General features: G+C 58.1%; 19 protein-coding genes. 8 read left to right on the plus strand and 11 right to left on the minus strand.

Features of this window, described 5'->3' with window-relative positions; translation table 11 throughout:
- Positions 1 to 229: 229 nt before the first annotated feature.
- Positions 230 to 2182, plus strand: a complete 1953-nt coding sequence (locus AC2FLA_RS01820) for a 4Fe-4S binding protein (RefSeq protein ID WP_496720040.1) — start codon at positions 230 to 232, stop codon at positions 2180 to 2182.
- Here AC2FLA_RS01820 and AC2FLA_RS01825 read toward each other — a convergent pair.
- Entirely contained in the window at positions 2176 to 3012 is an 837-nt protein-coding gene (locus AC2FLA_RS01825; protein ID WP_496720042.1) for a c-type cytochrome, read from the minus strand. The genes AC2FLA_RS01820 and AC2FLA_RS01825 overlap by 7 nt on opposite strands.
- 24 nt (positions 3013 to 3036) lie before the next feature.
- Here AC2FLA_RS01825 and AC2FLA_RS01830 point away from each other — a divergent pair, with 24 nt between their 5' ends.
- From AC2FLA_RS01830 to AC2FLA_RS01840, 3 genes are read left to right on the plus strand one after another with little or no spacing between them, the layout of a single operon-like run.
- The gene (locus AC2FLA_RS01830) at positions 3037 to 4098 is read left to right on the plus strand and encodes an Mrp/NBP35 family ATP-binding protein (RefSeq protein WP_058273829.1); all 1062 of its coding nucleotides are present in this window, start codon (positions 3037 to 3039) and stop codon (positions 4096 to 4098) included.
- A complete protein-coding gene (locus tag AC2FLA_RS01835; protein WP_058273828.1) occupies positions 4095 to 4790 on the plus strand; it encodes a biotin/lipoate--protein ligase family protein in 696 nt (231 codons plus the stop codon). Before AC2FLA_RS01830 ends, AC2FLA_RS01835 begins: the two co-directional genes overlap by 4 nt.
- The gene (locus AC2FLA_RS01840; protein WP_108859096.1) at positions 4790 to 5269 is read left to right on the plus strand and encodes a DUF6505 family protein; all 480 of its coding nucleotides are present in this window, start codon (positions 4790 to 4792) and stop codon (positions 5267 to 5269) included. Before AC2FLA_RS01835 ends, AC2FLA_RS01840 begins: the two co-directional genes overlap by 1 nt.
- A gap of 3 nt (positions 5270 to 5272) precedes the next feature.
- Here AC2FLA_RS01840 and AC2FLA_RS01845 read toward each other — a convergent pair whose 3' ends face one another.
- The 8 genes from AC2FLA_RS01845 to acs all read right to left on the minus strand — a co-directional run bounded on the left by AC2FLA_RS01845 (position 5273) and on the right by acs (position 14692).
- Positions 5273 to 5773: a flavin reductase family protein gene (locus tag AC2FLA_RS01845; RefSeq protein ID WP_058278169.1), complete on the minus strand. Its 501-nt coding sequence runs from the start codon at positions 5771 to 5773 to the stop codon at positions 5273 to 5275.
- 89 nt (positions 5774 to 5862) lie between these two features.
- The gene (locus AC2FLA_RS01850; RefSeq protein ID WP_496720044.1) at positions 5863 to 7275 is read right to left on the minus strand and encodes a 3'-5' exonuclease; all 1413 of its coding nucleotides are present in this window, start codon (positions 7273 to 7275) and stop codon (positions 5863 to 5865) included.
- A 1-nt stretch (position 7276) separates the two neighbouring features.
- Positions 7277 to 7795 (minus strand): hypothetical protein, encoded by a 519-nt coding sequence (locus AC2FLA_RS01855; RefSeq protein ID WP_496695159.1) that lies wholly within the window; start codon positions 7793 to 7795, stop codon positions 7277 to 7279.
- 46 nt (positions 7796 to 7841) lie between these two features.
- Positions 7842 to 9665: a DUF294 nucleotidyltransferase-like domain-containing protein gene (locus AC2FLA_RS01860; RefSeq protein ID WP_496720046.1), complete on the minus strand. Its 1824-nt coding sequence runs from the start codon at positions 9663 to 9665 to the stop codon at positions 7842 to 7844.
- A 111-nt stretch (positions 9666 to 9776) separates the two neighbouring features.
- A complete protein-coding gene (locus AC2FLA_RS01865; RefSeq protein ID WP_058273825.1) occupies positions 9777 to 11561 on the minus strand; it encodes a sodium:solute symporter family protein in 1785 nt (594 codons plus the stop codon).
- A gap of 5 nt (positions 11562 to 11566) precedes the next feature.
- Positions 11567 to 11851 (minus strand): DUF4212 domain-containing protein, encoded by a 285-nt coding sequence (locus AC2FLA_RS01870; protein WP_108859095.1) that lies wholly within the window; start codon positions 11849 to 11851, stop codon positions 11567 to 11569.
- Between the two features lie 185 nt (positions 11852 to 12036).
- On the minus strand, positions 12037 to 12720 hold the full coding sequence (locus AC2FLA_RS01875; RefSeq protein WP_496720048.1) for an adenylate kinase: 684 nt from the start codon (positions 12718 to 12720) through the stop codon (positions 12037 to 12039).
- A 7-nt stretch (positions 12721 to 12727) separates the two neighbouring features.
- The gene (acs, locus tag AC2FLA_RS01880; RefSeq protein ID WP_496720050.1) at positions 12728 to 14692 is read right to left on the minus strand and encodes an acetate--CoA ligase; all 1965 of its coding nucleotides are present in this window, start codon (positions 14690 to 14692) and stop codon (positions 12728 to 12730) included.
- Between the two features lie 427 nt (positions 14693 to 15119).
- Between acs and dctP the strand changes: the two genes are divergently transcribed.
- The 3 genes from dctP to AC2FLA_RS01895 all read left to right on the plus strand — a co-directional run bounded on the left by dctP (position 15120) and on the right by AC2FLA_RS01895 (position 18236).
- On the plus strand, positions 15120 to 16136 hold the full coding sequence (gene dctP, locus AC2FLA_RS01885; RefSeq protein WP_496720051.1) for a TRAP transporter substrate-binding protein DctP: 1017 nt from the start codon (positions 15120 to 15122) through the stop codon (positions 16134 to 16136).
- 63 nt (positions 16137 to 16199) lie between these two features.
- Positions 16200 to 16829: a TRAP transporter small permease gene (locus AC2FLA_RS01890; protein ID WP_058273821.1), complete on the plus strand. Its 630-nt coding sequence runs from the start codon at positions 16200 to 16202 to the stop codon at positions 16827 to 16829.
- Positions 16830 to 16832: 3 nt separating this feature from the next.
- On the plus strand, positions 16833 to 18236 hold the full coding sequence (locus AC2FLA_RS01895) for a TRAP transporter large permease (RefSeq protein WP_108858838.1): 1404 nt from the start codon (positions 16833 to 16835) through the stop codon (positions 18234 to 18236).
- 52 nt (positions 18237 to 18288) lie between these two features.
- Here the strand turns inward: AC2FLA_RS01895 and ocd are convergent, their stop codons facing one another.
- A complete protein-coding gene (gene ocd / locus AC2FLA_RS01900) occupies positions 18289 to 19332 on the minus strand; it encodes an ornithine cyclodeaminase (RefSeq protein ID WP_496720054.1) in 1044 nt (347 codons plus the stop codon).
- On the minus strand, positions 19332 to 20252 hold the full coding sequence (rocF, locus tag AC2FLA_RS01905) for an arginase (protein WP_496720056.1): 921 nt from the start codon (positions 20250 to 20252) through the stop codon (positions 19332 to 19334). The genes ocd and rocF overlap by 1 nt, the downstream gene beginning before the upstream one ends.
- Positions 20253 to 20338: 86 nt before the next feature.
- On the opposite strand from rocF, the gene AC2FLA_RS01910 reads away from it, so the two are divergent.
- Positions 20339 to 20767, plus strand: coding sequence for an Lrp/AsnC family transcriptional regulator (locus AC2FLA_RS01910; RefSeq protein WP_058277712.1), 429 nt, complete (start codon positions 20339 to 20341; stop codon positions 20765 to 20767).
- Positions 20768 to 20785: the final 18 nt, after the last annotated feature.

Genomic DNA, 20785 nt, shown 5'->3' on the forward strand with positions numbered 1-20785 from the left:
CATAGGTCCACTATGGTACACAAAGCGCTCAGGTGCCAAGCCCGCGTCGTACGACCTTAGTCGTAATGGCTGGTAGCAAAATAGTGATCCCCGCAAACGGACGCCTTTGTTTATTGTAAAGAAAGGGGTTTCCGTGGCCAAATGGCCCGCTGTCCCAAAGGGTTTACATTCCAGTAACGGGGATACAGCCTGCGATGCGAAGAGGTGGAGAAGTATCCGGGGGAGGATCATGGGCACCAAACTACTGTTATGCGACTGCGCCGGGTCTCAACCTCTGAATTCCGACAAGATCGGTTCGGCCTGCGAGATGGAATGTTCCAAGGTTTTCACAGCGCTTTGCACGCGAGAGTTGGAAGCGGCGGCCGCGGAGATACAACAGGGGGACACCATCATTGCCTGCGGACAAGAGCAGGAAGTGTTTCAGGCCCTGGCCGAAGAACTGAATGTGGACGCCCCGGGCTTTGTTGATCTTCGTGACCGGGCCGGGTGGTCTGATGAGGGCGCGGATGCGGCCCCCAAGATGGCTGCCCTGGCCGCCGAAGCCTTGTTGCCGCAGCCGGTGACGCCCAGCGTAGACGTCTATAGCGAAGGCACATGCCTGATCATCGGTCCCGGCGACGTTGCATTTGCACTAGCTGAAAAACTGGCCGTTACGCTTGCGGTTACGGTGCTTGTCACGGATGAGGCCGCGCCGTTTTCGCGCGCGTTCGACGTCGTGCGCGGGCGCATCAAATCGCTGAACGGTGCATTGGGTGGGTTTACCCTGCAGCTTGACGCGTTTCAGCAGCTTGAACCCGGCGGACGTGGAGCCTTTGTCTGGACCGAGGCCCGTGACAGGGCGCAATCGGGCTGTGACATCGTTCTGGACCTGACCGGCGACACACCTTTGGTTCAGGCTCCGACCAAGCGCGAAGGCTATCTGCGGGCTGATCCCAAAGATCCATTGTCCGTCGAACGGCTGGCCTTTGAGGCAGCCCAATTGGTCGGCACCTTCGAAAAGCCGCTTTACGTGCGGATGGAAGAAACGCTGTGTGCCCATTCTCGGGCAGAACAGGTCGCTTGCACGAACTGTCTGGATATCTGTCCGACAGGGGCGATCACACCCGCGGGTGAGCATGTGGAAATCGATCCTATGATCTGCGCCGGGTGCGGTGAATGCGCGGCGGTTTGTCCGTCAACGGCGATCATCTACGAAGATCCGCCGGTTTCGGCGTTGCTGTCACGGATGCACATCCTGGCGCGCACCTATCGGCGGGCCGGCGGAGCCGCGCCACGCTTGCTGGTGCATAATGCCCACGGGGCCGAGATGATCCGACTGGCCGCCCGTTTTGGACGTGGCTTGCCTGCCGATGTGATCCCACTGGAGCTAAGTGTGATTTCAGGCTTTGGCCATGCCGAGATGCTGGCTGCTTTGGCGCATGGTTTCGCGCGAGTGGACGTCTTGCTATCCCCAACGACCGAGCGCGATGCGTTGGACCGTGAACTGGCCTTGGCGCAGGCAATAGCGGGGGCGAATGCCCTGGGGTTGTTGGATGAGGCCGACCCTGATGCGCTGTCTGATGTCCTTTATGCCCAAGATGTCCCTCAGCCATTGGCCGACCCGGTGCTGCCATTGGGCAACCGCCGCCAGATCGCCCGTTTGGCTGCGCAGGCGCTGAACCCTAAAGCCGAAGAGCCGCTGGCCTTGCCGGAAAACGCGCCCTATGGGGCGATCGCTGTCAACACGGATGCCTGTACCTTGTGCCTCAGCTGTGTGTCGCTGTGCCCGTCGGGTGCTTTGATCGATAACCCAGACAAGCCGCAATTGAACTTCCAGCAAGACGCCTGTTTGCAATGCGGGTTGTGCAAAGGCATCTGCCCGGAGGATGCGATTGCTCTTGTCCCGCAGCTTGACCTGAGCGATGCAGCCCTGTCTCAGCAGGTGTTGAATGAAGAGGAGCCGTTCGCTTGTGTAGAATGCGGGGCACTGTTTGGAGTTAAGTCCACCGTGGAACGGATCATGGAAAAGCTTGCGGGTACACATCCGATGTTTGCCTCCTCAGACAAGGCGCGGATGATCCAGATGTGTGACAATTGCCGCGTAAACGCACAGTTCCAGCAAGAGGACAACCCGTTCCAGTCTAACCCGAAGCCTCGTGTCGTTACGACCGAGGATTATTTCTCAAAACGAAAGGATCACTGAAGCTGTAAGGGCGCACCCAAGTCCGCTGCAGTTATGACCGAGACAAAGGCAAGGATGGCTTCCAGGTCATCCAGCGTCATCTCGACGGGATAGATGGGCGATGGACGCTGTGGATCAAACGGAGGTGTCAGCCCGTCGATTTGTGTGAACGAGGGGTGCGGGTTGAGGGCGAAGAACGCCTCGAACCGTTCTGACCAGTCCGGCATGGCGCGCAGCACCGCGAAAGAGGGGGTCGAACCCAGACCATTCATCCGGTTCTTGGGCCCGATCACATGGCACCGGCCGCAATGGGTCATCGACAATTCCTCGCCGCGCAGCGTATCGCCGTCGATCACTGTTTCGGTTTTCACGGCCGCGATATCGAAGCTGGCCGAGAAAGGCGGGCCTTGCTCTGGCGCATAGCTTTCTACCGTCCGTTTTCCGATATCGGACAGCAGCCAGTCGCGGAATCGCTCATGTTTGGCGTCCTCTTCGATCCGAAGGTGATAGATCACACCGTCGCGCGCGAACACAGGATCACCCGGAGGGGCGGTTTCCAGCACCAAAACGCCGGCATCATCTGCAATAACCCGGATCCCGGTCTTGAGAGAAAAGCGAGGAAGGATATGTTGCAGCAGACCAGAGCTAGCAACCTCGTCCGGCGCGGCAAGACCAATCGCCTCTTGCGACCAAGAGGGGGTGGCAGAGAGCGTCAGGCTCAGGCACAAGAGGACAAAGCGCATGCCACAGCCTAACGGCACGGCACCAAATGCGTCAAATGAACTGAATGAGACGGAGACACGTGCAATGAACGGCAACCACAGCTTGTCGATACGCAGAGCCCTGGCCACCGGGTTCCAAAAGGAGAATGACGCATGAGTGTTCGTGACGCAGTTCTTGCAAACCTGAGAAAGATCACCGACCCCGTCTCTGGACAGGACATCGTCAGCGCCGGAGTTGTTCGCGCGCTGAACGTCGAAGGGGACACTGTGCGCTTTGTGCTTGAGATCGACCCCAAGCAGGCCGAGCAGATGGAACCCGTCCGTGCCGCAGCCGAACAGGCCGCAAAGTTGGTCGACGGTGTTTCCACGGTCTCGGCCATGCTGACCGCACATTCCGAAAAGGCACCGCCAGATCTGAAGCCGAAACCGAAACCCTCGCAGACTGGTCCGCAAGCCGTGCCGGGTGTGGACAGAATTATCGCTGTGGCTTCGGGCAAGGGCGGCGTTGGCAAGTCCACGGTTTCTGCCAACCTGGCTTGTGCCTTGGCGGCCGAAGGGCGACGCGTGGGGCTGTTGGACGCAGATGTCTATGGACCGTCGCAACCGCGGATGCTGGGTGTTTCGGGCCGTCCGGCCAGTCCTGACGGCAAAACGATCCTGCCATTGCGCAACCACGGCGTCACCATGATGTCGATGGGTCTGATGACCAATGAAGGTCAGGCCGTTGTCTGGCGTGGCCCGATGCTGATGGGCGCGCTGCAACAGATGATGGGTCAGGTGCAATGGGGCGCGCTGGATGTTCTAATCGTCGACCTGCCGCCCGGCACAGGTGACGTGCAGCTGACGCTTAGCCAGAAGTTCAACGTGGACGGCGCCATTGTTGTCTCGACTCCTCAGGACGTGGCTCTGATCGATGCCCGCAAGGGGATCGACATGTTCAACCAGCTCAAGACGCCCATCCTTGGGATGATTGAGAATATGTCGACGCATATCTGCTCGAACTGCGGGCATGAAGAACATGTGTTCGGCCATGGCGGCGTAAAGTCCGAGGCCGAGGCGCTGGGCGTTCCTTTGCTGGGTGAAATCCCGCTGCATCTGGATATCCGAGTTGCCGCTGATGGCGGTGCACCGATCGTGGTCAGCAAGCCCGACAGTCCGCAAGCCGAAGCGTTTCGCCAAATTGCGCGCGGCATGATTGCCAAGGGCAACGCATGAACGAGCCGGTTTTTCCCCCTTTGCTGACGGGCTACCCGGTGCAGGGTGGGGAAGACCCGTTCGAGCGCGCGCAGGCCATGGCTGCGCTGGGCTGTGATGGCGGTACCGTGGTTTATAACATTCAGGCCGATCGTCTGCGTGTGGCCATCGTTTTTGCCCCCGAGGTTGTCTTGCGCGATGCGATGGCAATGGTGCCGCTTTGCGCTGTTGGGTTCCAGAACGCGCTGGGCGCGCTAGCTCCGCCTGAGGTCGCGGTTCATCTGGGGTGGGACGGGCTGATATGTGTGAATGGGGCCAAATGCGGAATGTTCCGTGTGGCAGCTTCGGATGCAGATCCAGAAGCAGAACCGGATTGGCTGATCGTCGGTTGGGATTTGGCGCTGCTGCAAACCAGTCAGGCACCGGGCGAAAACCCGGATGTCACCGCACTTTACGACGAGGGCTGCGCGGATGTCTCGGCAACGCAGCTTGTCGAAAGCTGGTCGCGGCACATGATGACATGGCTGAACCGCTGGCAAGAGGACGGCAACGCGCCTGTGCACGGAGAATGGATAGGCCTGCTGCGCGGAGTAGGAGAGCCCTTCGGTGAAACGGGCGTGTTTCTGGGGACGGATGAACGGTTCGGCATGCTGATCCGGCATGGTTCAGATACACAGCTTCGCCCGCTGACGGAATTGTTGGAGAACGGATGATGAAACTAGCGCGCGCAATCCATTTCGACGAAAGCGACATGAATGTGTTCCACTCCCCGGCGCGAACCGGGGAATGGTGCATTTCGGGCGGATTCGAGTTCTCAAATTGGGGCGAAGGCGATCTTGAAGGCAAAGCGCGTCAGGCTTTTGCGAATGGCTGGTTAGGCGTGGAAACCTTTGGGCGGGTGACATTCGTCGCGGTCACGCAGGTGGAACAGGGCGAGCTGGATCAGATCGCGCAGAGCCTTGCTGAACACTTTGTGCAGCTTTACGGGGCACCGTCGGTCGAGGCCGCCATGGACGTCGCACGGGCCGAGATCGCCCACATGTCCGAGCTGTGTGATGAGCATAACCCAAACACGCTGCTGACCGTCTCGCGTGAGCTGTCAGACGCCGGAGTGCGTGAGGCTTTCCGTGTGATCACGCCGCAAGAGACTCAGCTAGAGGCTCTGGCCGTACATGGGTCATTGGACGAATAACCGTCAGATCAGATCCGCAAAGCCGCCAAATTGACCGCGCTTAAAGATCAAACCTTTGCCGGTGCGGTACATGACCTTTTGAACCTCACCAACAATGATCAGGTGATCCCCCGCATCGTGTTGGGCGTGCACCTGACAATCGAACCGCGCCAGACAACCGGATAATTGGGGCCGGCGCGCCGGGTCGTGGGCCCATTCCGCGTGCGAAAAATCCTTGCCGTCGCGAGCAAAGCGCAGGGCCTGTTCCTGTTGATCCTGTCCCATCACGTGGATCGAATAATGTCGGCTGGTGTTGAAATCGTCGAACCGGTTGGAGTCTTTGGCCAAGCACCACAAAACAAGTGGCGGGTCCAGCGATACCGACGCGAACGAGTTGACCGTAATGGCTCGAGGGCCCTGATCGGTGTTCGTGGTGATCACCGTCACACCGGTTCCGAAACACCCCAATGCTTCGCGAAAAGCGGTGCTTTGATCCGGGGTTGGAGTGAATTGTTTTTCCGTCATTGCGCGCTCATCCCGTGGCCGTGCCTCAGGTGCCACGACGCGCGGGGTTTGTCCATGAAAAGCTGCGCCCCGTTTGCGTGTTTTCCGAACTAGTTCAGGTCTTCCAACAGACGACCATGTTGGCGCGTTGCCTTAACGACCAGGCCAAAGGTTGTCATGCCGCGCGCCTGCAGCATCGGTAGCATTCTGACCAGCGCTTCGGCGGTAGCAACCGCATCACCCAGGGCGGTATGGCGCAGTTGTTCGGGGATGGTGATTTCCAACCGTTCGCACAGAGCATCCAGCGTGTGTTTGTCACTTGCCCCGAACAGCACGGCAGACAACAGAACCGTATCCAGAATGGGGTGATCCCAATCGACATCCATGCGGTTTGCATGTCGCCGCAAAAAGGCCATGTCGAATGGCGCGTTATGGGCCACGATCACTGCATCGCGGGCAAACTGATGCAGCGCGCGCCCGGCATCGGCGATGCCCGGCGCACCCTGAACCATGCGATCGCTGATCTTGTGCACCTTGGTCGAGGCCGGAGGGATCGGGATGCCGGGATCAACCAATGTGTCCAGCTGCTCTCCGTCCACGATGCGGCCGTTGACAACCCGTACAGCTCCGATCTGAACGATTTCGTCCTTGTGTGGCAGCAGTCCGGTGGTTTCGGTGTCAAACACGACGAAACACAAATCCTGCAGAGCAAGGTTTTCGAAGGTCTCATCCGTCGAGGTGTTCAGCAAGTCGAAGTCATACACCAAAGGCCGCGCGGCTTCGGGTGCGATGTTCGCGGCACTGTCCTCGAAGATCAGCATGTATCCGGGTGCGCCGCCAAGGGGCTTCATGCGCGCGCGGTAACTCTGCGTACCATCGACGCTGGTTAGCGTGCAGGCGACCTCCAGCCCGGTTTTCACCAGTTTGGAATGGGCCTCCTCCAGCAGGTCAGATTGTAGGTATTCAAACAACGAGGCATTCAGCCGGGGATGCGCAACCTGTGCCAGAACCTCGGCCGCCTGACCATCGTACAAAACGATCTTGTGTGTTGGGCTCGCCAACAGCATCGCAACTGGAATTTCGGTCAGTAAGGCCGTCAGACGGTGTTTTTCTGCCGCCAGATGTGCCGTCTCTTCGGCCACGGCCTGTGCTACGTCCATGGTTTTACCGGACAATTGGTCGGCCAGTCCGGCCGCGGCTGGTGCCAGATCACCCAGATATCGCGCGGCCTGTGTGTCCAATTCGGTGCTAACTCCGGCATGCGCGCGGGCCCTGAGCTGGGCGGATATCCGTTCGATTGGCTTGGCGACATTGTCGTCGAATAATAACCAAACCGCCGCAGTCAAAGCCAGAAAGCCAAAACCCATCAGGATTTCGGCAAAGATGAATGAATCAAGCAGATCAGGATCAGCAACGCGTCGATAGCTGATCCACAGTGCCACAGAGCTGACGGTCAGAGCGCCAAAGGCCAACAGGCAGAAGAACAGGAAAATGCGCAGACGCAGGCTTAACCGGTTCAGCATGTCACACTCCGCAGGTTGCCTCGACGATTGGGTCACTGGCGGTGACGTCGATCCAGTCGGCGTTCAGCAGCCGCCCGTCATCCGCGAATTCTGCCCCATCCGCAAGATTGGCGCGGCTGAACTCTTTGCAGTTGACCACGACCGGCAGTTTTGAGACCGGGGCCCAGCGACCAAAGAAATACAGTTCCACCAACCGTTGTTCGGGAACCTGTTCATTTGTGCGAACGGAACCGGCATCAATGGCGGCAAAGCGGTCTACGAAGGGCACAGCATAGGTCCAGGGGCGATAGAAGGCGCGGCTTTCAACCTCTTGAATGACGGTCATACCTTCGGGAAGGGTATCGCGTGTGCGGTCGTACCAGGAATATTCACTGGTAATCGTCATGCCGATCATGCCGAGACCTGCGGCAACGGGCGTCATCCAGCGGGGCAGGCGGCCACCCGTCACTTTGTTCAGAACCATTACGATGCCCGCGAAAGCAAAGCCTGCAAATATTGTGCCGATCAGTTCCAGAAACATGTGACTCTCCGTATGTCTGGCGTAGTCGCCAATAGTTATTGCCGCTTTAGCCCAGCATTCCCTTGCCGTGACCTACTGCCGATTGCATGGTTTTTACCACAACGAACGCATCCCGAAGATGACTTCGCTCAAAATCCGACAGGTCCGAGGGCGGCAGGAAATTGTCCGGCTTTTGATCACCCTTCACAAGCCTGACCTGATGCTCAAGGCGGGTTTCTGCGATCAGATCATACGCATCCAGCAAATCCCGCGCGCCCGAGGGGCTGAGGATGCCGCCAGATGCGGCTGCTTTCAGACGCGCCCGAGTATTGGCTTCGGTCAATTGACCCTGAAGGCCGTAGATTCGCGCAAGATCGACGACGGGGACCACGCCATTGTGTTTGAGGTCCAGCGTATTGCGATGTTCACCAGACCGGATGGTCGCAAACCCGCGCAACAGACCCAACGGAGGCGTATGTTTTAGCGAATTTGAGATCATGTGTGCCACAAAGATCGAGTTTGCGTTGGCCGCTGCCAAAGTCTTGGCTCGCAAATCATCAAACAGGTGAAAGGCCCCGCCGATAGGGCGCAGGTCGAACATGACTGAGGCCAGCATCTGCGCCTCGGGGTTCGGTTTGGCGATCCACCCGTTGAAGTAGTCGCGCCAAACTCGGACGGGCTGACACCATCGTGGGTTGGTCGCCATCATGTCGCCCGGGCAATAGAAATATCCGCAGGTGTCCAGGCCATCCGAGACGTATTTGGCAAGCTCGGCGAAGTACTTCATATCGGCATCGGTCACACTGTCATCCAGCATCAGACAGTTGTCTTGATCGGACACGCCTGTCTGTTCCTGCCGCCCTTGCGACCCACAAGCCAACCACAAGTAGGGAACGGGTGCTGGGCCCAGCTTGTCCTCGGCCAAGGCCAACAGTCGGCGGGTTGCTGTGTCTGCAATATCCGTTATCAGCCGCGTCACGATCTCGTGCCGGTTTCCGGCAGCCACCAGTTGCACCAGAAGCTGCGGGATTTCAGCCGTCACCACCGCCATTTGATCCGCTGATTCCGCTTGAGCAATACGGCGGACAAGCTCTGCCGAATTCACCGCCTGATAATGGGTTAAGTCCGTTTGCGTTACGATGCCGACCAAACGTCCACCTTCGCTGATCGGGATATGACCGATCCCGCGTTCCATCATCACGTGCAGAACGTCAGATCCAATGTCAGATGGCGACAGGGTGATTGGGTTCGCTGTCATGATCGCTGATACCGGCGTGTCTGCGGGCATGCCATTGGCTACGTACTTGCCCGAGATATCGCGCAAGGTGGCGATGCCCAGCAGGTTATCCGCTTCGGTGACGCACAAGGATGAAATGTGCTTGTCACGCATGATCCGGGCGGCTTCCTGAACCGATGTGTCCGGTGGGCAGGTTGCAGGGTTATGTGCCATAAGAACGTCAATCGCGCTGGTGGCCAGGCTTTGCGGGCCGGACCGGTTCGAACGGGTCCGGTTGAAGAATTTCGAAACGACGTCGTGCCCGTCAATAAGCTCACGCACCAGACCAGGGGGCAGGACCAGCAAGACGGACGGCGTATGCGCACGCGCCTTGGTCGCGGCCTTGCCGTCTTTCAGTAGCCCACGCTCACCAAACGAATTGCGCAGACCAAGATGAGATACCACGGCGTCGTTTTCATCAGTGATTTCGACGTGCCCCTCATAGATCACGAAAACACCGGGCAGGGTGTGCCCAAGCTCGTACACGGGAAAGTTTTCCTCGACCTCCCAAACCTCGATCTGATTGGCGATCTGATCCAGTGTTTCTGGGGGCAGGGCATCATAGGGGTGGACGGACTTCAGGAACCGGGTGATTTCGTCATGAGACAGGGGCATCGTCAAATCCTGGCTTTCCGGTTTTGAAAAATCCCGCCCGGCATAGTGCCGGGCGGGAGTAGTCGGTCGAAAGATGCGGCACGTGAAAAGGATCCATGCACCGTATCATACTCATTTATTCTGAGCTGCGCCTGCGCCACGGGGAATACGCACGCTTTCGACCAATTCAACGATCTCCGGCGGAGTCTCTTTGGTCATTCCGGCGACGACGTAAGCAACGCCGAAGTTGATCATTGCACCGATGGCGCCGAACGAGGTCGACTTGATCGGACCCAGAAGCGGATCAGCATCAGTGAACGAGTTGGTGCCCGGAATGAACAGCCAGCCCTTGTGCAGGAAGATGTAGACCAGGGTTACGGTCAGACCAGCCAGCATACCTGCGACAGCACCGGTGTTGTTGATACGGGTCGAGAAGATCCCCATCATCAGCGCCGGGAAGATCGAGGCAGCCGCCAGACCAAACGCCAGGGCCACGGTTTGCGCCGCAAAGCCCGGTGGGTTCAGACCCAGATAGGTTGCGACAACGATGGCCACGGCCATGGCGATACGAGCAGCCAGCAGTTCTCCTTTTTCAGAGATTTGCGGGTTGATCGCACCTTTGACAAGGTCGTGGGATACCGCCGACGAGATCGCCAGCAACAGACCCGCAGCGGTCGACAGAGCAGCCGCAAGACCACCGGCAGCGACCAGACCGATCACCCAACCCGGCAGGTTGGCAATCTCGGGGTTGGCCAGAACCAGGATATCGCGGTTGAACTTGGTCAGCTCGTTACCGACCCAGCCTTTTTCTTCCGCTAGAGCCTGCATGTCGGCATTCTTGTCGTTGTAGTACTGGATCTTGCCGTCGCCGTTCTTGTCTTCCCAGTCCAACAGACCGGTTTTCTGCCACGTCTGCATCCAGTCATAGCGCGGATCATTGTCGATATCTTCGACCGAGACAGCGCCACCTTCGATGCCACCATTGGGCCACATCATGTCGGTGATGTTCAGACGCGCCATTGCGCCAACCGCAGGGGCGGTCAGATACAGCAGAGCGATGAAGACCAGCGTCCAGCCAGCGGACCAGCGGGCGTCAGACACTTTCGGTACGGTGAAGAAGCGCATGATCACGTGTGGCAGACCGGCAGTACCGATCATCAGCGACAGCGTGAACAGCACCATGTTCAGCGTGTTCGAATGGTGGGCAGTGTATTCGTTAAAGCCCAGCTCGGTCACAATCGCGTCCAGCTTGGTCAGCAGAGGTTCACCGCTGGCGGTGTCGCTGAACAGACCCAGCGCCGGAACCGGCGTACCGGTCAGCTGCAGCGAGATGAAGATCGCCGGGATTGTGTAGGCGGTGATCAGTACGCAGTACTGAGCGACCTGTGTGTAGGTCACGCCTTTCATCCCACCGAACACCGCGTATGCAAACACGACACAGGCACCGATCAGCAGACCAGAGGTGTTGGACACCTCGAGGAAGCGGCCAAAGGCCACGCCCACACCGGTCATCTGACCAATCACGTAAGTCACCGATGCAACGATCAGACAGATCACGGCAACGATACGTGCGGTCTGGCTGTAGAAACGGTCGCCGATAAATTCCGAGACGGTGTATTTGCCAAACTTACGCAGATAGGGTGCAAGTAACAGTGCCAGCAGCACGTAACCGCCAGTCCAACCCATCAGGAAGGTCGAATTGTCATAGCCGGTGAAGGCGATCAGGCCCGCCATCGAGATGAACGAGGCCGCAGACATCCAGTCTGCCGCTGTCGCCATACCGTTGGTGACCGGGTGAATGCCGCGACCGGCGGCGTAGAATTCCGATGTGGAACCCGCGCGGGCCCAAATCGCAATGCCGATGTACAGCGCAAAACTCGCGCCCACAAAGAGCAGGTTAATGGTAAACTGGTCCATTCCGCTTACTCCTCATCCACGCCAAATTCGGCGTCCAACTTGTTCATGCGCCAGGCGTAGTTGAAGATCAGCACCAGAAAGACCAGGATTGATCCTTGCTGAGCGAACCAAAAGCCCAGATCGGTGCCGCCAACGGCGATGCCGGACAGCAATGGACGCAGCAGAATGCCGAATCCAAAAGACACCAGCGCCCAGATCACGAGGCTGATGTAGATGAGACGCAGGTTCGCCTGCCAATAGCCCTTGTCGGCTTCGGCAGTCTGCGCGGAGTGTGTTGATTGATCCGCCATTGCGGGTTCCTCCTTCGCTTCTTCCATGGGCGACCCGTTGTCCTAAACCTCCAACGCGCGGGGCCGCTTTTCGAAATGCCGAATGCCAGGGTGGCATAAGGCACGACTTCTCCGATCCGCCAAGGCGGGTACTTTGAAGTTTTCCTTTAGGAATTGGGCCCTTGTTCAGGGCAGGCCGTCTTCCCTTAGTTCATGGCGTCGCTGACAATCCTTTCCAGATTGCCCGCGATGTCATCGATATTGCCCATGGCGTTCAGACCTTCCAGAACACCGTGGTCTTGGTAATAGGTAATCAGCGGCGCGGTTTGCGCGTGATAGGCCGCGAGGCGCGAGGCAACGGTTTCGGCGTTGTCATCGGCACGGCGCTTGAACTCGGTGCTGCCGCACTTGTCACACTTGCTTTTAACAACAGGGACCTTGAACGTGTCATGGAACCCTTCGCCACATCCGGCGCAGGTGTAACGGCCCGAGATACGGATCACCATTTCACCATCTTCGACTTCAAGGCTGATGGCGGCGTTGATCTTCTGCCCGGTTTCCGAAAGTAGCCCATCCAACGCCTCGGCCTGAACCGTGGTGCGAGGAAATCCGTCCAGAATGACGCCCTTGGCGCAGTCCGGTTCAGCTAGGCGATCACGAAGGATCGCAATGACGATGTCGTCGCTGACCAGATCACCAGCCTCCATCACGGCCTTTGCGGCTTTGCCAGCATCGGTTTCGGCCGCAACTGCCGCACGCAGCAGGTCGCCAGTGCTGAGTTGAACCAGCCCGAACTTGTCTTCAAGCATACGGGCCTGTGTTCCCTTCCCGGCACCCGGAGGGCCGAGAAGGATCAGAACAGCGGGTGTGGTGATCGTGGCGGCGTCCATCACATCCTCACTTGTTTGCACGATTTTCGATCAGGTCTTCGACCACCGCTGGATCGGCAAGTGTCGAAGTATCGCCCAATGCGCCAAAGTCGTTCTCGGCAATTTTGCGCAGGATACGGCGCATGATCTTGCCGGAACGGGTCTTGGGCAGACCGGGTGCCCACTGGATCACGTCGGGCGACGCAATCGGGCCGATCTCGGTCCGGACCCAGGTGCGCAGCTCTTTCAGCAGCTCATCCGACGGCTCGCGGTCATTCATCAGAGTGACATAGCAATAGATGCCTTGCCCTTTGATCTCATGGGGGTATCCGACCACGGCGGCCTCGGCCACGGCGGCATGCGCTACAAGCGCGCTTTCAACTTCGGCGGTCCCCATGCGGTGGCCCGAGACGTTGATCACATCGTCAACGCGACCGGTGATCCAGTAATCACCATCCTCGTCACGACGGCAGCCGTCACCGGTGAAGTAGTAACCTTTGTAGTCCGAGAAATAGGTCTTTTCGAACCGTTCATGATCACCCCAGACGGTGCGCATTTGGCCGGGCCAGCTGTCCTTGATACACAGAACACCTTCGACGCCGTTGCCGTTGATCTCGATGCCTGATTGCGGGTCCAGCACGACCGGCTGAATGCCGAAGAATGGTTTCATCGCAGCGCCCGGCTTCATCGCGTGAGCGCCGGGCAGGGGGGTCATCAGATGACCACCGGTCTCGGTCTGCCACCATGTATCCACGATGGGGCAATTGCCTTTGCCGACTACCTCATTGTACCAGTTCCAGGCTTCGGGGTTGATCGGTTCGCCCACGGTGCCCAGTAGTTTCAGGTCGCTCAGATCATGCTTCTCGACCCACTCGTTGCCTTGCCCCATCAACGCGCGGATCGCGGTTGGTGCGGTATAGAACTGGTTGACCTTGTGCTTGGCGCATACCTCCCAGAACCGGCCCGCGTCGGGGTAGGTAGGGACACCTTCGAACATCAGAGTAGTCGCGCCGTTGGCCAGCGGGCCATAGACGATATAGCTGTGGCCTGTGACCCAGCCCACGTCAGCAGTGCACCAATACACATCGCCCTCGTGGTAATCGAAAGTGATCTCATGGGTCAGCGATGCGAAAACCAGATAGCCGCCAGTGGTATGTACCACACCCTTGGGTTGTCCGGTCGAGCCGGAGGTGTAGAGGATGAAAAGCGGGTCTTCGGCGCTCATCTCAGCAGGCGCGCAGTAGTCATCGGCCTCAAGCGCCAATTCGTTGTAATCATAGTCGCGGCCGTCGATCCATGTGGTCTGACCACCAGTGCGTTTGACCACCAGGCATTTCACCGTGTCTTTGCAGTGCAACAGGGCGGCGTCCGCATTGGATTTCAGCGCAGTCTTGCGGCCGCCTCGCGGGGCCTCGTCGGCAGTGATGACAACCTTTGCGTCGCAGCCATTGACGCGCGCCGCCAGAGCGTCTGGTGAAAAACCCGCAAAGACGATCGAATGGATCGCGCCAATGCGCGCGCAGGCCAGCATGGCATAGGCGGCCTCGGGGATCATCGGCATATAGATCACGACGCGGTCGCCCTTACGCACGCCCAGCGATTCCAGAATGTTTGCCATGCGGCAGGTCCGGCGGTGCAACTCAGCATAGGTGATGTGCTGCGCTTCGTCTTTTGGATCATCCGGTTCCCAGATGATCGCAGTTTGATCGCCGCGGGTTTTCAGATGGCGGTCCAGGCAGTTGGCCGAAACGTTCAGCGTGCCGTCTGCGTACCAGTTGATTCCGACCGAGCCGAAATCATAGTTTACATCTTTGACTTGTGTGTAGGGCTTGATCCAGTCGATCCGCTTGCCTTGTTCGTCCCAGAACGCGACGGGATCGTTGATCGAAGCCGCATACATCTCAGTGTATTTTTCAGCGTTAACATGCGTGCGGGCCACGGTTTCGGCGGACGGCGGAAAGGTATTGGCTTCTGCCTGGGCAGCGGTTGTCATTCTGAGGCTCCTCCCTCTGGATCATATTGAATCAGACCGATTTTGCCTGCTGAACTGGCGATGTCGATCTGTTTCCTCCTTATGCGCAATAATACGGAGAGCTGAAAACAAGGAAATAAATTACCGATTTATCACGATTAGTTTGTAAATTATTTTTTTGGCTCGAAGTGGTTTTGTAAAGAAAGAGATCATCATTGGGAATAGTGGTGCCTTTACATAGCTTTGGCTGTAATGAAAATTTGTGCAGAAATAAGCCGCCCGATTACAACTAAATTGCATCTGAGACTCACCTTTCGGTTGTTAGCGCTCAACGGTGCCATTCCTTACTGGCCATGAATGCTGACCGGGGGTTGGCACATTCCGATGTTGGCGCTAGCTTTGACCGCAAGCGCCTCGGTAAGGGGGTGCAGCAAAGGGAGAAATCAGTATGAAAAAGATCTTGAGCGGCTCTGCTGTGGCCGCCTTGTGTGTTGCGTTCGTGTCCGAGGCAGCCGCAACTGAATGGAATGCTTCGGTCTGGGGCAAACGTCGTGCGTTTACCGAGCATGTTGAGAAACTGTCTGAGTTGGTCAGCGAAAAGACAAACGGCGATTTCACCATCAATGTCAGCTATGGTGGCCTGTCCAAGCCGCGCGAAAATCTGGATGGAATCGAAATTGGTGCGTTTGAGATGGCGCAGTTCTGTGCCGGATATCATCGCGACAAAAACCGCGCGATCACCGTTCTGGAACTACCGTTCCTAGGCGTGAACAACCTGGATGAGGAAGTTGCCGTCAGCCACGCGGTTTACGATCACCCTGCCGTTAAGGATGAGATGGCGCAGTGGAATGCGCGTATCATCATGACCTCGCCCATGCCGCAGTACAACATCGTCGGAACCGGCGACCCGCGTGACGAACTTGCCGAGTTCGAAGGCATGCGTGTCCGCGCCACAGGTGGTCTGGGCAAGGCATTCGAGGCGGTAGGTGGCGTGCCGACTTCGGTTCCTGCAACCGAAGCCTTTAACGCAATGGAGTCCGGTGTCGTTGACACGGTTGCCTTTGCTCAGCACGCGCATCTGTCTTTTGGCACGATCAACGAAGCGGATTGGTGGACGGCTAACCTGAACCCCGGCACTGTGAATTGCCCGGTTGTGGTCAATATCGATGCCTATGAGGCACTGCCGGCTGAGCATCGCGAAGCGCTGGACAGTTCGATCGACGAAGCGATTGATCACTATCTGGCCAATTATGGATCGCTGCTGGAACAGTGGGACAGTGTTTTGGACGAAAAGGGCGTCGCAAAGGTACAGATCGATGATGCGGTAATCGCAGAGTTCCGCACCAAAGCTGCCGATCCCATCCGGGCACAGTGGATTGAGGATATGTCCGCTCAGGGTATTCCTGCGCAGGACCTGTATGATCTGGTCCAGTCCACGCTGGAACAGCAGCGCAGCGGTAACTAAACGCAAAATCCGGGTGCCCATCGGGGCATCCGGACACCAATAAAAATACAGGGGAACACCGCAATGGCAGGACAGGCCACGGTGCTTGAAGACAACAGCCTCCTGAGTTCTTTGGACCGTAAGTTGTTGAGGTTAGAGCGGTTTCTGGCTCTGATCAGCGGCCTTGCCGTGTTCAGTCTTATGGTTCTGGCGGTTGTCTCGGTCAGCGGACGCAATGCGATTAACGCACCTTTGCCGGGATATGTCGACTGGATCGAACAGGCGATGCCGCTGATTGCATTTCTGGGCATTTCATATGTTCAGCGCGATGGCGGTCACATACGGATGGACATTGTCATCTCACGCCTGCACGGCCGGGCGCTGTGGCTGTTCGAGCTTATTTCGGTTCTTCTGATCCTGGTGCTGATGCTGGCCTTGGTCTGGGGCAGCTGGTCCCATTTTGACCGCTCGTTCGATTTTGGCGCGCCGATGTGGAGCCGGGACAGTTCAATCGATATCGGTATCCCGCTGTGGCCCGCCAAACTGCTGGCACCTGTGGCGTTCTCGGTGCTTTGCCTACGGCTGTTACTTCAGGTTTGGGGATATGGTCGCGCGCTGATCGTAGGGGCCGAAAGCCCAGTAGCCGTTCCACTGATCCAGGACGCCGCCGCACAAGCCGCCGCCGAGGCCGAGCAATTCGAAGGGCAGGACTAGCACATGGACTCGATTGAAATTGGCTTGTGGGTCACAGGTGGCCTGCTGGTTCTGGTTTTTACCGGAATGCGCGTGGCCTTTGCGGCAGGTCTTGCGGGGCTGGTTGGGCTGGTTTGGATTTTCTGGGCCAAGTTCGGATACGATCCGGATCGCTTCGGCAAAGCATTAACCGTCGCGGTAAAGACGGCGGGGCAGGTGCCCCATTCCAAGGTTGCCGCCCATACCCTCAGCCTGATCCCCACCTTTATCCTGATCGGTTATCTGGCCTATTATGCGGGCCTGACGCGCGCGTTGTTCGAGGCCGCTAAACGTTGGGTTGCGTGGGTGCCCGGCGGGCTCGCGGTTTCGACTGTGTTCGCCACAGCCGGGTTCGCGGCCGTTTCCGGCGCGTCGGTGGCAACGTCTGCCGTGTTTGCCCGGATCGCTATCCCCGAGATGTTGAAGGTCGGCTACAACAAGCAGTTCGCAGCCGGAGTGGTCGCAGCGGGCGGTACACTTGCATCCCTTATCCCGCCATCCGCGATCCTTGTGATCTATGCGATCATCGTGGAGCAGGATGTGGGCAAACTGCTGCTTGCCGGGTTTATCCCCGGTGCATTTTCGGCCGTTGTGTACGGCCTACTGATCGTCGGCATCGCGGTTGTGTTCAAAAACGTTGGTCCACCGGTAACAGGTTTCACCTGGAAGCAGCGTTTTGCGTCGCTGCCGGGCGCGTTTCCGATTGTCGCTGTAATCCTGATCATCATTTGCTTTGTCTATAACCCGTTTGGAGAAAAGGCTTGGGGCACTCCAACCGAAGGCGGAGCAATCGGTGCCTTCATCGTCTTCTGTTTCGCCCTTTTCCACGGAATGCGGTGGCCCGAACTGAAGTCGGCGCTGCTGGAAACTGCCAAACTAACCGCGATGATCTTCACGATCATCTGGGGGGTGCTGATCTACGTGCGGTTTCTGGGGTTTGCCGATCTTCCGGGCGCGTTTTCGGACTGGATCACTTCGTTGGAAATGTCGCCGATGCTGATCCTGATCTGCATCCTTCTGGCCTACGCGGTGTTGGGCATGTTTATGGATGCCATCGGGATGCTGTTGCTGACATTACCGGTCGTCTATCCGGCGGTCATGGCCCTGAACGGGGGGGAGACGGTCAGTGCCGCCGAAAGCGCCTTTGGCATGTCAGGTCCGATGTGTGCGATCTGGTTCGGTATTCTGGTGGTGAAAATGGCTGAGTTTTGCCTGATCACGCCTCCTATTGGCCTGAATTGTTTCGTCGTTGCCGGGGTGCGCCCGGATCTGAGCGTTCAGGACGTGTTCAAGGGCGTTACGCCTTTCTTCATCGCCGACGGCGTAACGATCGCGCTGCTCGTGGCGTTTCCCGGTATCGTACTCTACCTGCCGTCATTGGCCGGATAGAAAAAGCCCCCGGTGGTGAACCGGGGGCTAGTCGACGTGAAGTGCGGGTTCTTCAGCTTGCCCGCATCAGCATCCCATACAGATCCCGTGGATCATCCGGATCGGCCAACATGTCCAAAGGTTCAAAGAAATCAGTGCCTTTGATGGCGGATTGAACGTAGCACAAGGCTGAGAAATCTTCGATCGCGAAGCCAACGCTATCAAACAGAGTGATCTGTCGGTCGTCGCGTCGGCCCTTGGCCTGACCGGTCATGACCTGCCACAATTCGGTCACTGGGTGATCCTCGGCCAAGGCTTGAATTTCGCCCTCGATGCGTGTTTGTTCCGGGTATTCGACGAAGATGTCCGAACGCAGCAAAATATCGCGGTGTAGTTCGGTCTTGCCGGGGCAATCACCGCCAATGGCATTGATGTGGACGCCCGGTCCGACCATGTTGTCGGTTAGGATCGTTGCGTTTTTCTTATCTGCGGTGCAGGTCGTAATGATCTGCGCGCCTTCAATAGCGTCTTCAGGTGTTTTGCAAAGCACGACCGTCAGCCCGGAATTCTTGAGGTTTGCCGCGCACTTTTCAGTGGCCGCATGATCAGTATCGAAAAGGCGCACAGTGTCGATCCCGCACATGGCCTTGAACGCCAGGCATTGAAACTCGGACTGAGCCCCGTTCCCAATCATCGCCATAACACGAGATGACTTGGGTGCCAGATAACTGCCGACAAGGGCCGAGGTTGCCGCCGTGCGGAGGGCGGTTAGCATCGTCATCTCGGTCAAAAGCGTAGGGTAGCCGGTATAGACGTCGGCCAGAAGGCCAAAGGCTGTCACGGTCTGCAGGCCCTCGGACGTGTTCTTGGGGTGCCCGTTGACGTATTTAAACCCATAGGCCTCACCATCCGAGGTAGGCATCAGTTCGATTACGCCATGGGGAGAATGCGCCGGAATGCGAGGGGTCTTGTCAAAACTCTCCCATCGTTTGAAGTCGGATTCGATCTGGGCGGCGATCTGGGTGATCATCCGCTCGACCCCGATGTGGTGCACCAATCGCATCATGTTGTCGACGGAAACAAACGGCACAAGCGCCTTGTCAGAAGGTTGGGACATCAGAAACTCCGGGTCGGGCGGTCGAAGATGCGGCGGCCCAACAGGGACGCGGCCAGATCGACCATCAGTTTTGCGGTTCGTCCACGTTCATCCAGGAACGGGTTCAGTTCGACCAGATCCAGCGAGCAGACGAGGCCGCTTTCGTGCAGCAGTTCCATCGCCAGATGGGCTTCGCGTTCGGTCGCGCCACCGGGAACAGTGGTGCCAACAGCGGGCGCAATTGAAGGGTCCAGAAAGTCGACGTCCAGTGAGACGTGTAGGATACCGTTTGCTGCGCGCACTCGGTCGAGGAACGCGATCAAAGGTGCCTTGATGCCGTGCTCATCAATGCTGCGCATGTCTGCCAGCATGGCCTGATCCTGTTCCAATCGTGCGCGTTCAGCCGGGTCCACGGAACGCAGGCCGATCATGCCCACGCGGTCCGTTGGAACCGGGGCAGTTAGCGGAGGGAAGGCGTCAAACCCGGGTTGCCCGGTGAAATAGGCAACCGGCGTGCCGTGCAGGTTGCCGCTGCCGGTGCTGTCAGGTGTATGAAAGTCACTATGGGCGTCAAGCCAAAGTACAAATAATGGTCGCCCGATCCCGTCGGCATGTGCTGCCATCCCGGCAACTGTGCCCATGGACAAAGCGTGATCGCCGCCCATAAAAATCGGCAGTCCGTTCGGCGCGGTTTCCTGTGCGGCGCGGCTCAGGGCGCTGGTCCAGCCGATGCACTCGGGCAGGGCCACAAGGTGTGGATGCTCCGGTACATCTGACGGATCGGCGCTGACATTGCCGATATCCGACACTTGGTGCCCGAGGTCAGTCAGAGCTTGTTCCAGACCGGCCACCCGGTAGGCGTCCGGGCCCATGCGGCACCCCTGACGACGCTTACCTGCGTCCATCGGTGCGCCAACCAATATTACATTTTGCGTATCCATATGACTATCTAGACCCTCGTGATGGCTTGCGAAAAGACAGCAAAATGTTCAAAATGGCATTCGGATAAACGAAATGAGAAGTAGTCATGGACGATTTGGATAGTAGGCTGCTGAGTGCATTGCACCGCGACGCACGGGCATCGCTATCCGAACTCGCCGAAACGCTGGGTGTGACGCGCACTACGGTTCGCAGCCGCCTACAGCGCCTCAAACAGTCCGGTGAAATTGTTGGGTTCACCGTCCTCACCCGTCAGGACGTGGCGCAAAGCCCGGTGCGCGGCTTGATGATGCTGGAAATCGAAGGCCGCGGGACCGAGCGTACGATGGCCCGAATTGCCGCCATGCGTCAGGTGCGTGCTGTTCACTCTACAAACGGCAGCTGGGACCTGATCGCCGAAATCTGGACTGAAACACTGGCCGAGCTGGACGAGGTGCTGTTCCAGATTCGCCGTATGGAGGGGATCACTAAGTCCGAGACCAACCTGCTGCTGTCCACCCGCAAAGGTCGGTTGTGACCCCCGTAGTGCTTTGAG

The organism is Ruegeria sp. CDSA033 (genome assembly GCF_059612305.1).

What these genes read in the sequence shown, in the direction of transcription:
- dctP (WP_496720051.1), top strand. Translation starts at nt 15,120, where the DNA reads ATGAAAAAGATCTTGAGCGGCTCTGCTGTGGCCGCCTTGTGTGTTGCG.
- acs (WP_496720050.1), bottom strand. Translation starts at nt 14,692, where the DNA reads ATGACAACCGCTGCCCAGGCAGAAGCCAATACCTTTCCGCCGTCCGCC.
- ocd (WP_496720054.1), bottom strand. Translation starts at nt 19,332, where the DNA reads ATGTCCCAACCTTCTGACAAGGCGCTTGTGCCGTTTGTTTCCGTCGAC.
- AC2FLA_RS01855 (WP_496695159.1), bottom strand. Translation starts at nt 7,795, where the DNA reads ATGTTTCTGGAACTGATCGGCACAATATTTGCAGGCTTTGCTTTCGCG.
- AC2FLA_RS01870 (WP_108859095.1), bottom strand. Translation starts at nt 11,851, where the DNA reads ATGGCGGATCAATCAACACACTCCGCGCAGACTGCCGAAGCCGACAAG.
- rocF (WP_496720056.1), bottom strand. Translation starts at nt 20,252, where the DNA reads ATGGATACGCAAAATGTAATATTGGTTGGCGCACCGATGGACGCAGGT.
- AC2FLA_RS01890 (WP_058273821.1), top strand. Translation starts at nt 16,200, where the DNA reads ATGGCAGGACAGGCCACGGTGCTTGAAGACAACAGCCTCCTGAGTTCT.
- AC2FLA_RS01860 (WP_496720046.1), bottom strand. Translation starts at nt 9,665, where the DNA reads ATGCCCCTGTCTCATGACGAAATCACCCGGTTCCTGAAGTCCGTCCAC.
- AC2FLA_RS01865 (WP_058273825.1), bottom strand. Translation starts at nt 11,561, where the DNA reads ATGGACCAGTTTACCATTAACCTGCTCTTTGTGGGCGCGAGTTTTGCG.
- AC2FLA_RS01875 (WP_496720048.1), bottom strand. Translation starts at nt 12,720, where the DNA reads ATGGACGCCGCCACGATCACCACACCCGCTGTTCTGATCCTTCTCGGC.
- AC2FLA_RS01850 (WP_496720044.1), bottom strand. Translation starts at nt 7,275, where the DNA reads ATGCTGAACCGGTTAAGCCTGCGTCTGCGCATTTTCCTGTTCTTCTGC.
- AC2FLA_RS01845 (WP_058278169.1), bottom strand. Translation starts at nt 5,773, where the DNA reads ATGACGGAAAAACAATTCACTCCAACCCCGGATCAAAGCACCGCTTTT.
- AC2FLA_RS01820 (WP_496720040.1), top strand. Translation starts at nt 230, where the DNA reads ATGGGCACCAAACTACTGTTATGCGACTGCGCCGGGTCTCAACCTCTG.
- AC2FLA_RS01910 (WP_058277712.1), top strand. Translation starts at nt 20,339, where the DNA reads ATGGACGATTTGGATAGTAGGCTGCTGAGTGCATTGCACCGCGACGCA.
- AC2FLA_RS01840 (WP_108859096.1), top strand. Translation starts at nt 4,790, where the DNA reads ATGAAACTAGCGCGCGCAATCCATTTCGACGAAAGCGACATGAATGTG.
- AC2FLA_RS01895 (WP_108858838.1), top strand. Translation starts at nt 16,833, where the DNA reads ATGGACTCGATTGAAATTGGCTTGTGGGTCACAGGTGGCCTGCTGGTT.
- AC2FLA_RS01830 (WP_058273829.1), top strand. Translation starts at nt 3,037, where the DNA reads ATGAGTGTTCGTGACGCAGTTCTTGCAAACCTGAGAAAGATCACCGAC.
- AC2FLA_RS01835 (WP_058273828.1), top strand. Translation starts at nt 4,095, where the DNA reads ATGAACGAGCCGGTTTTTCCCCCTTTGCTGACGGGCTACCCGGTGCAG.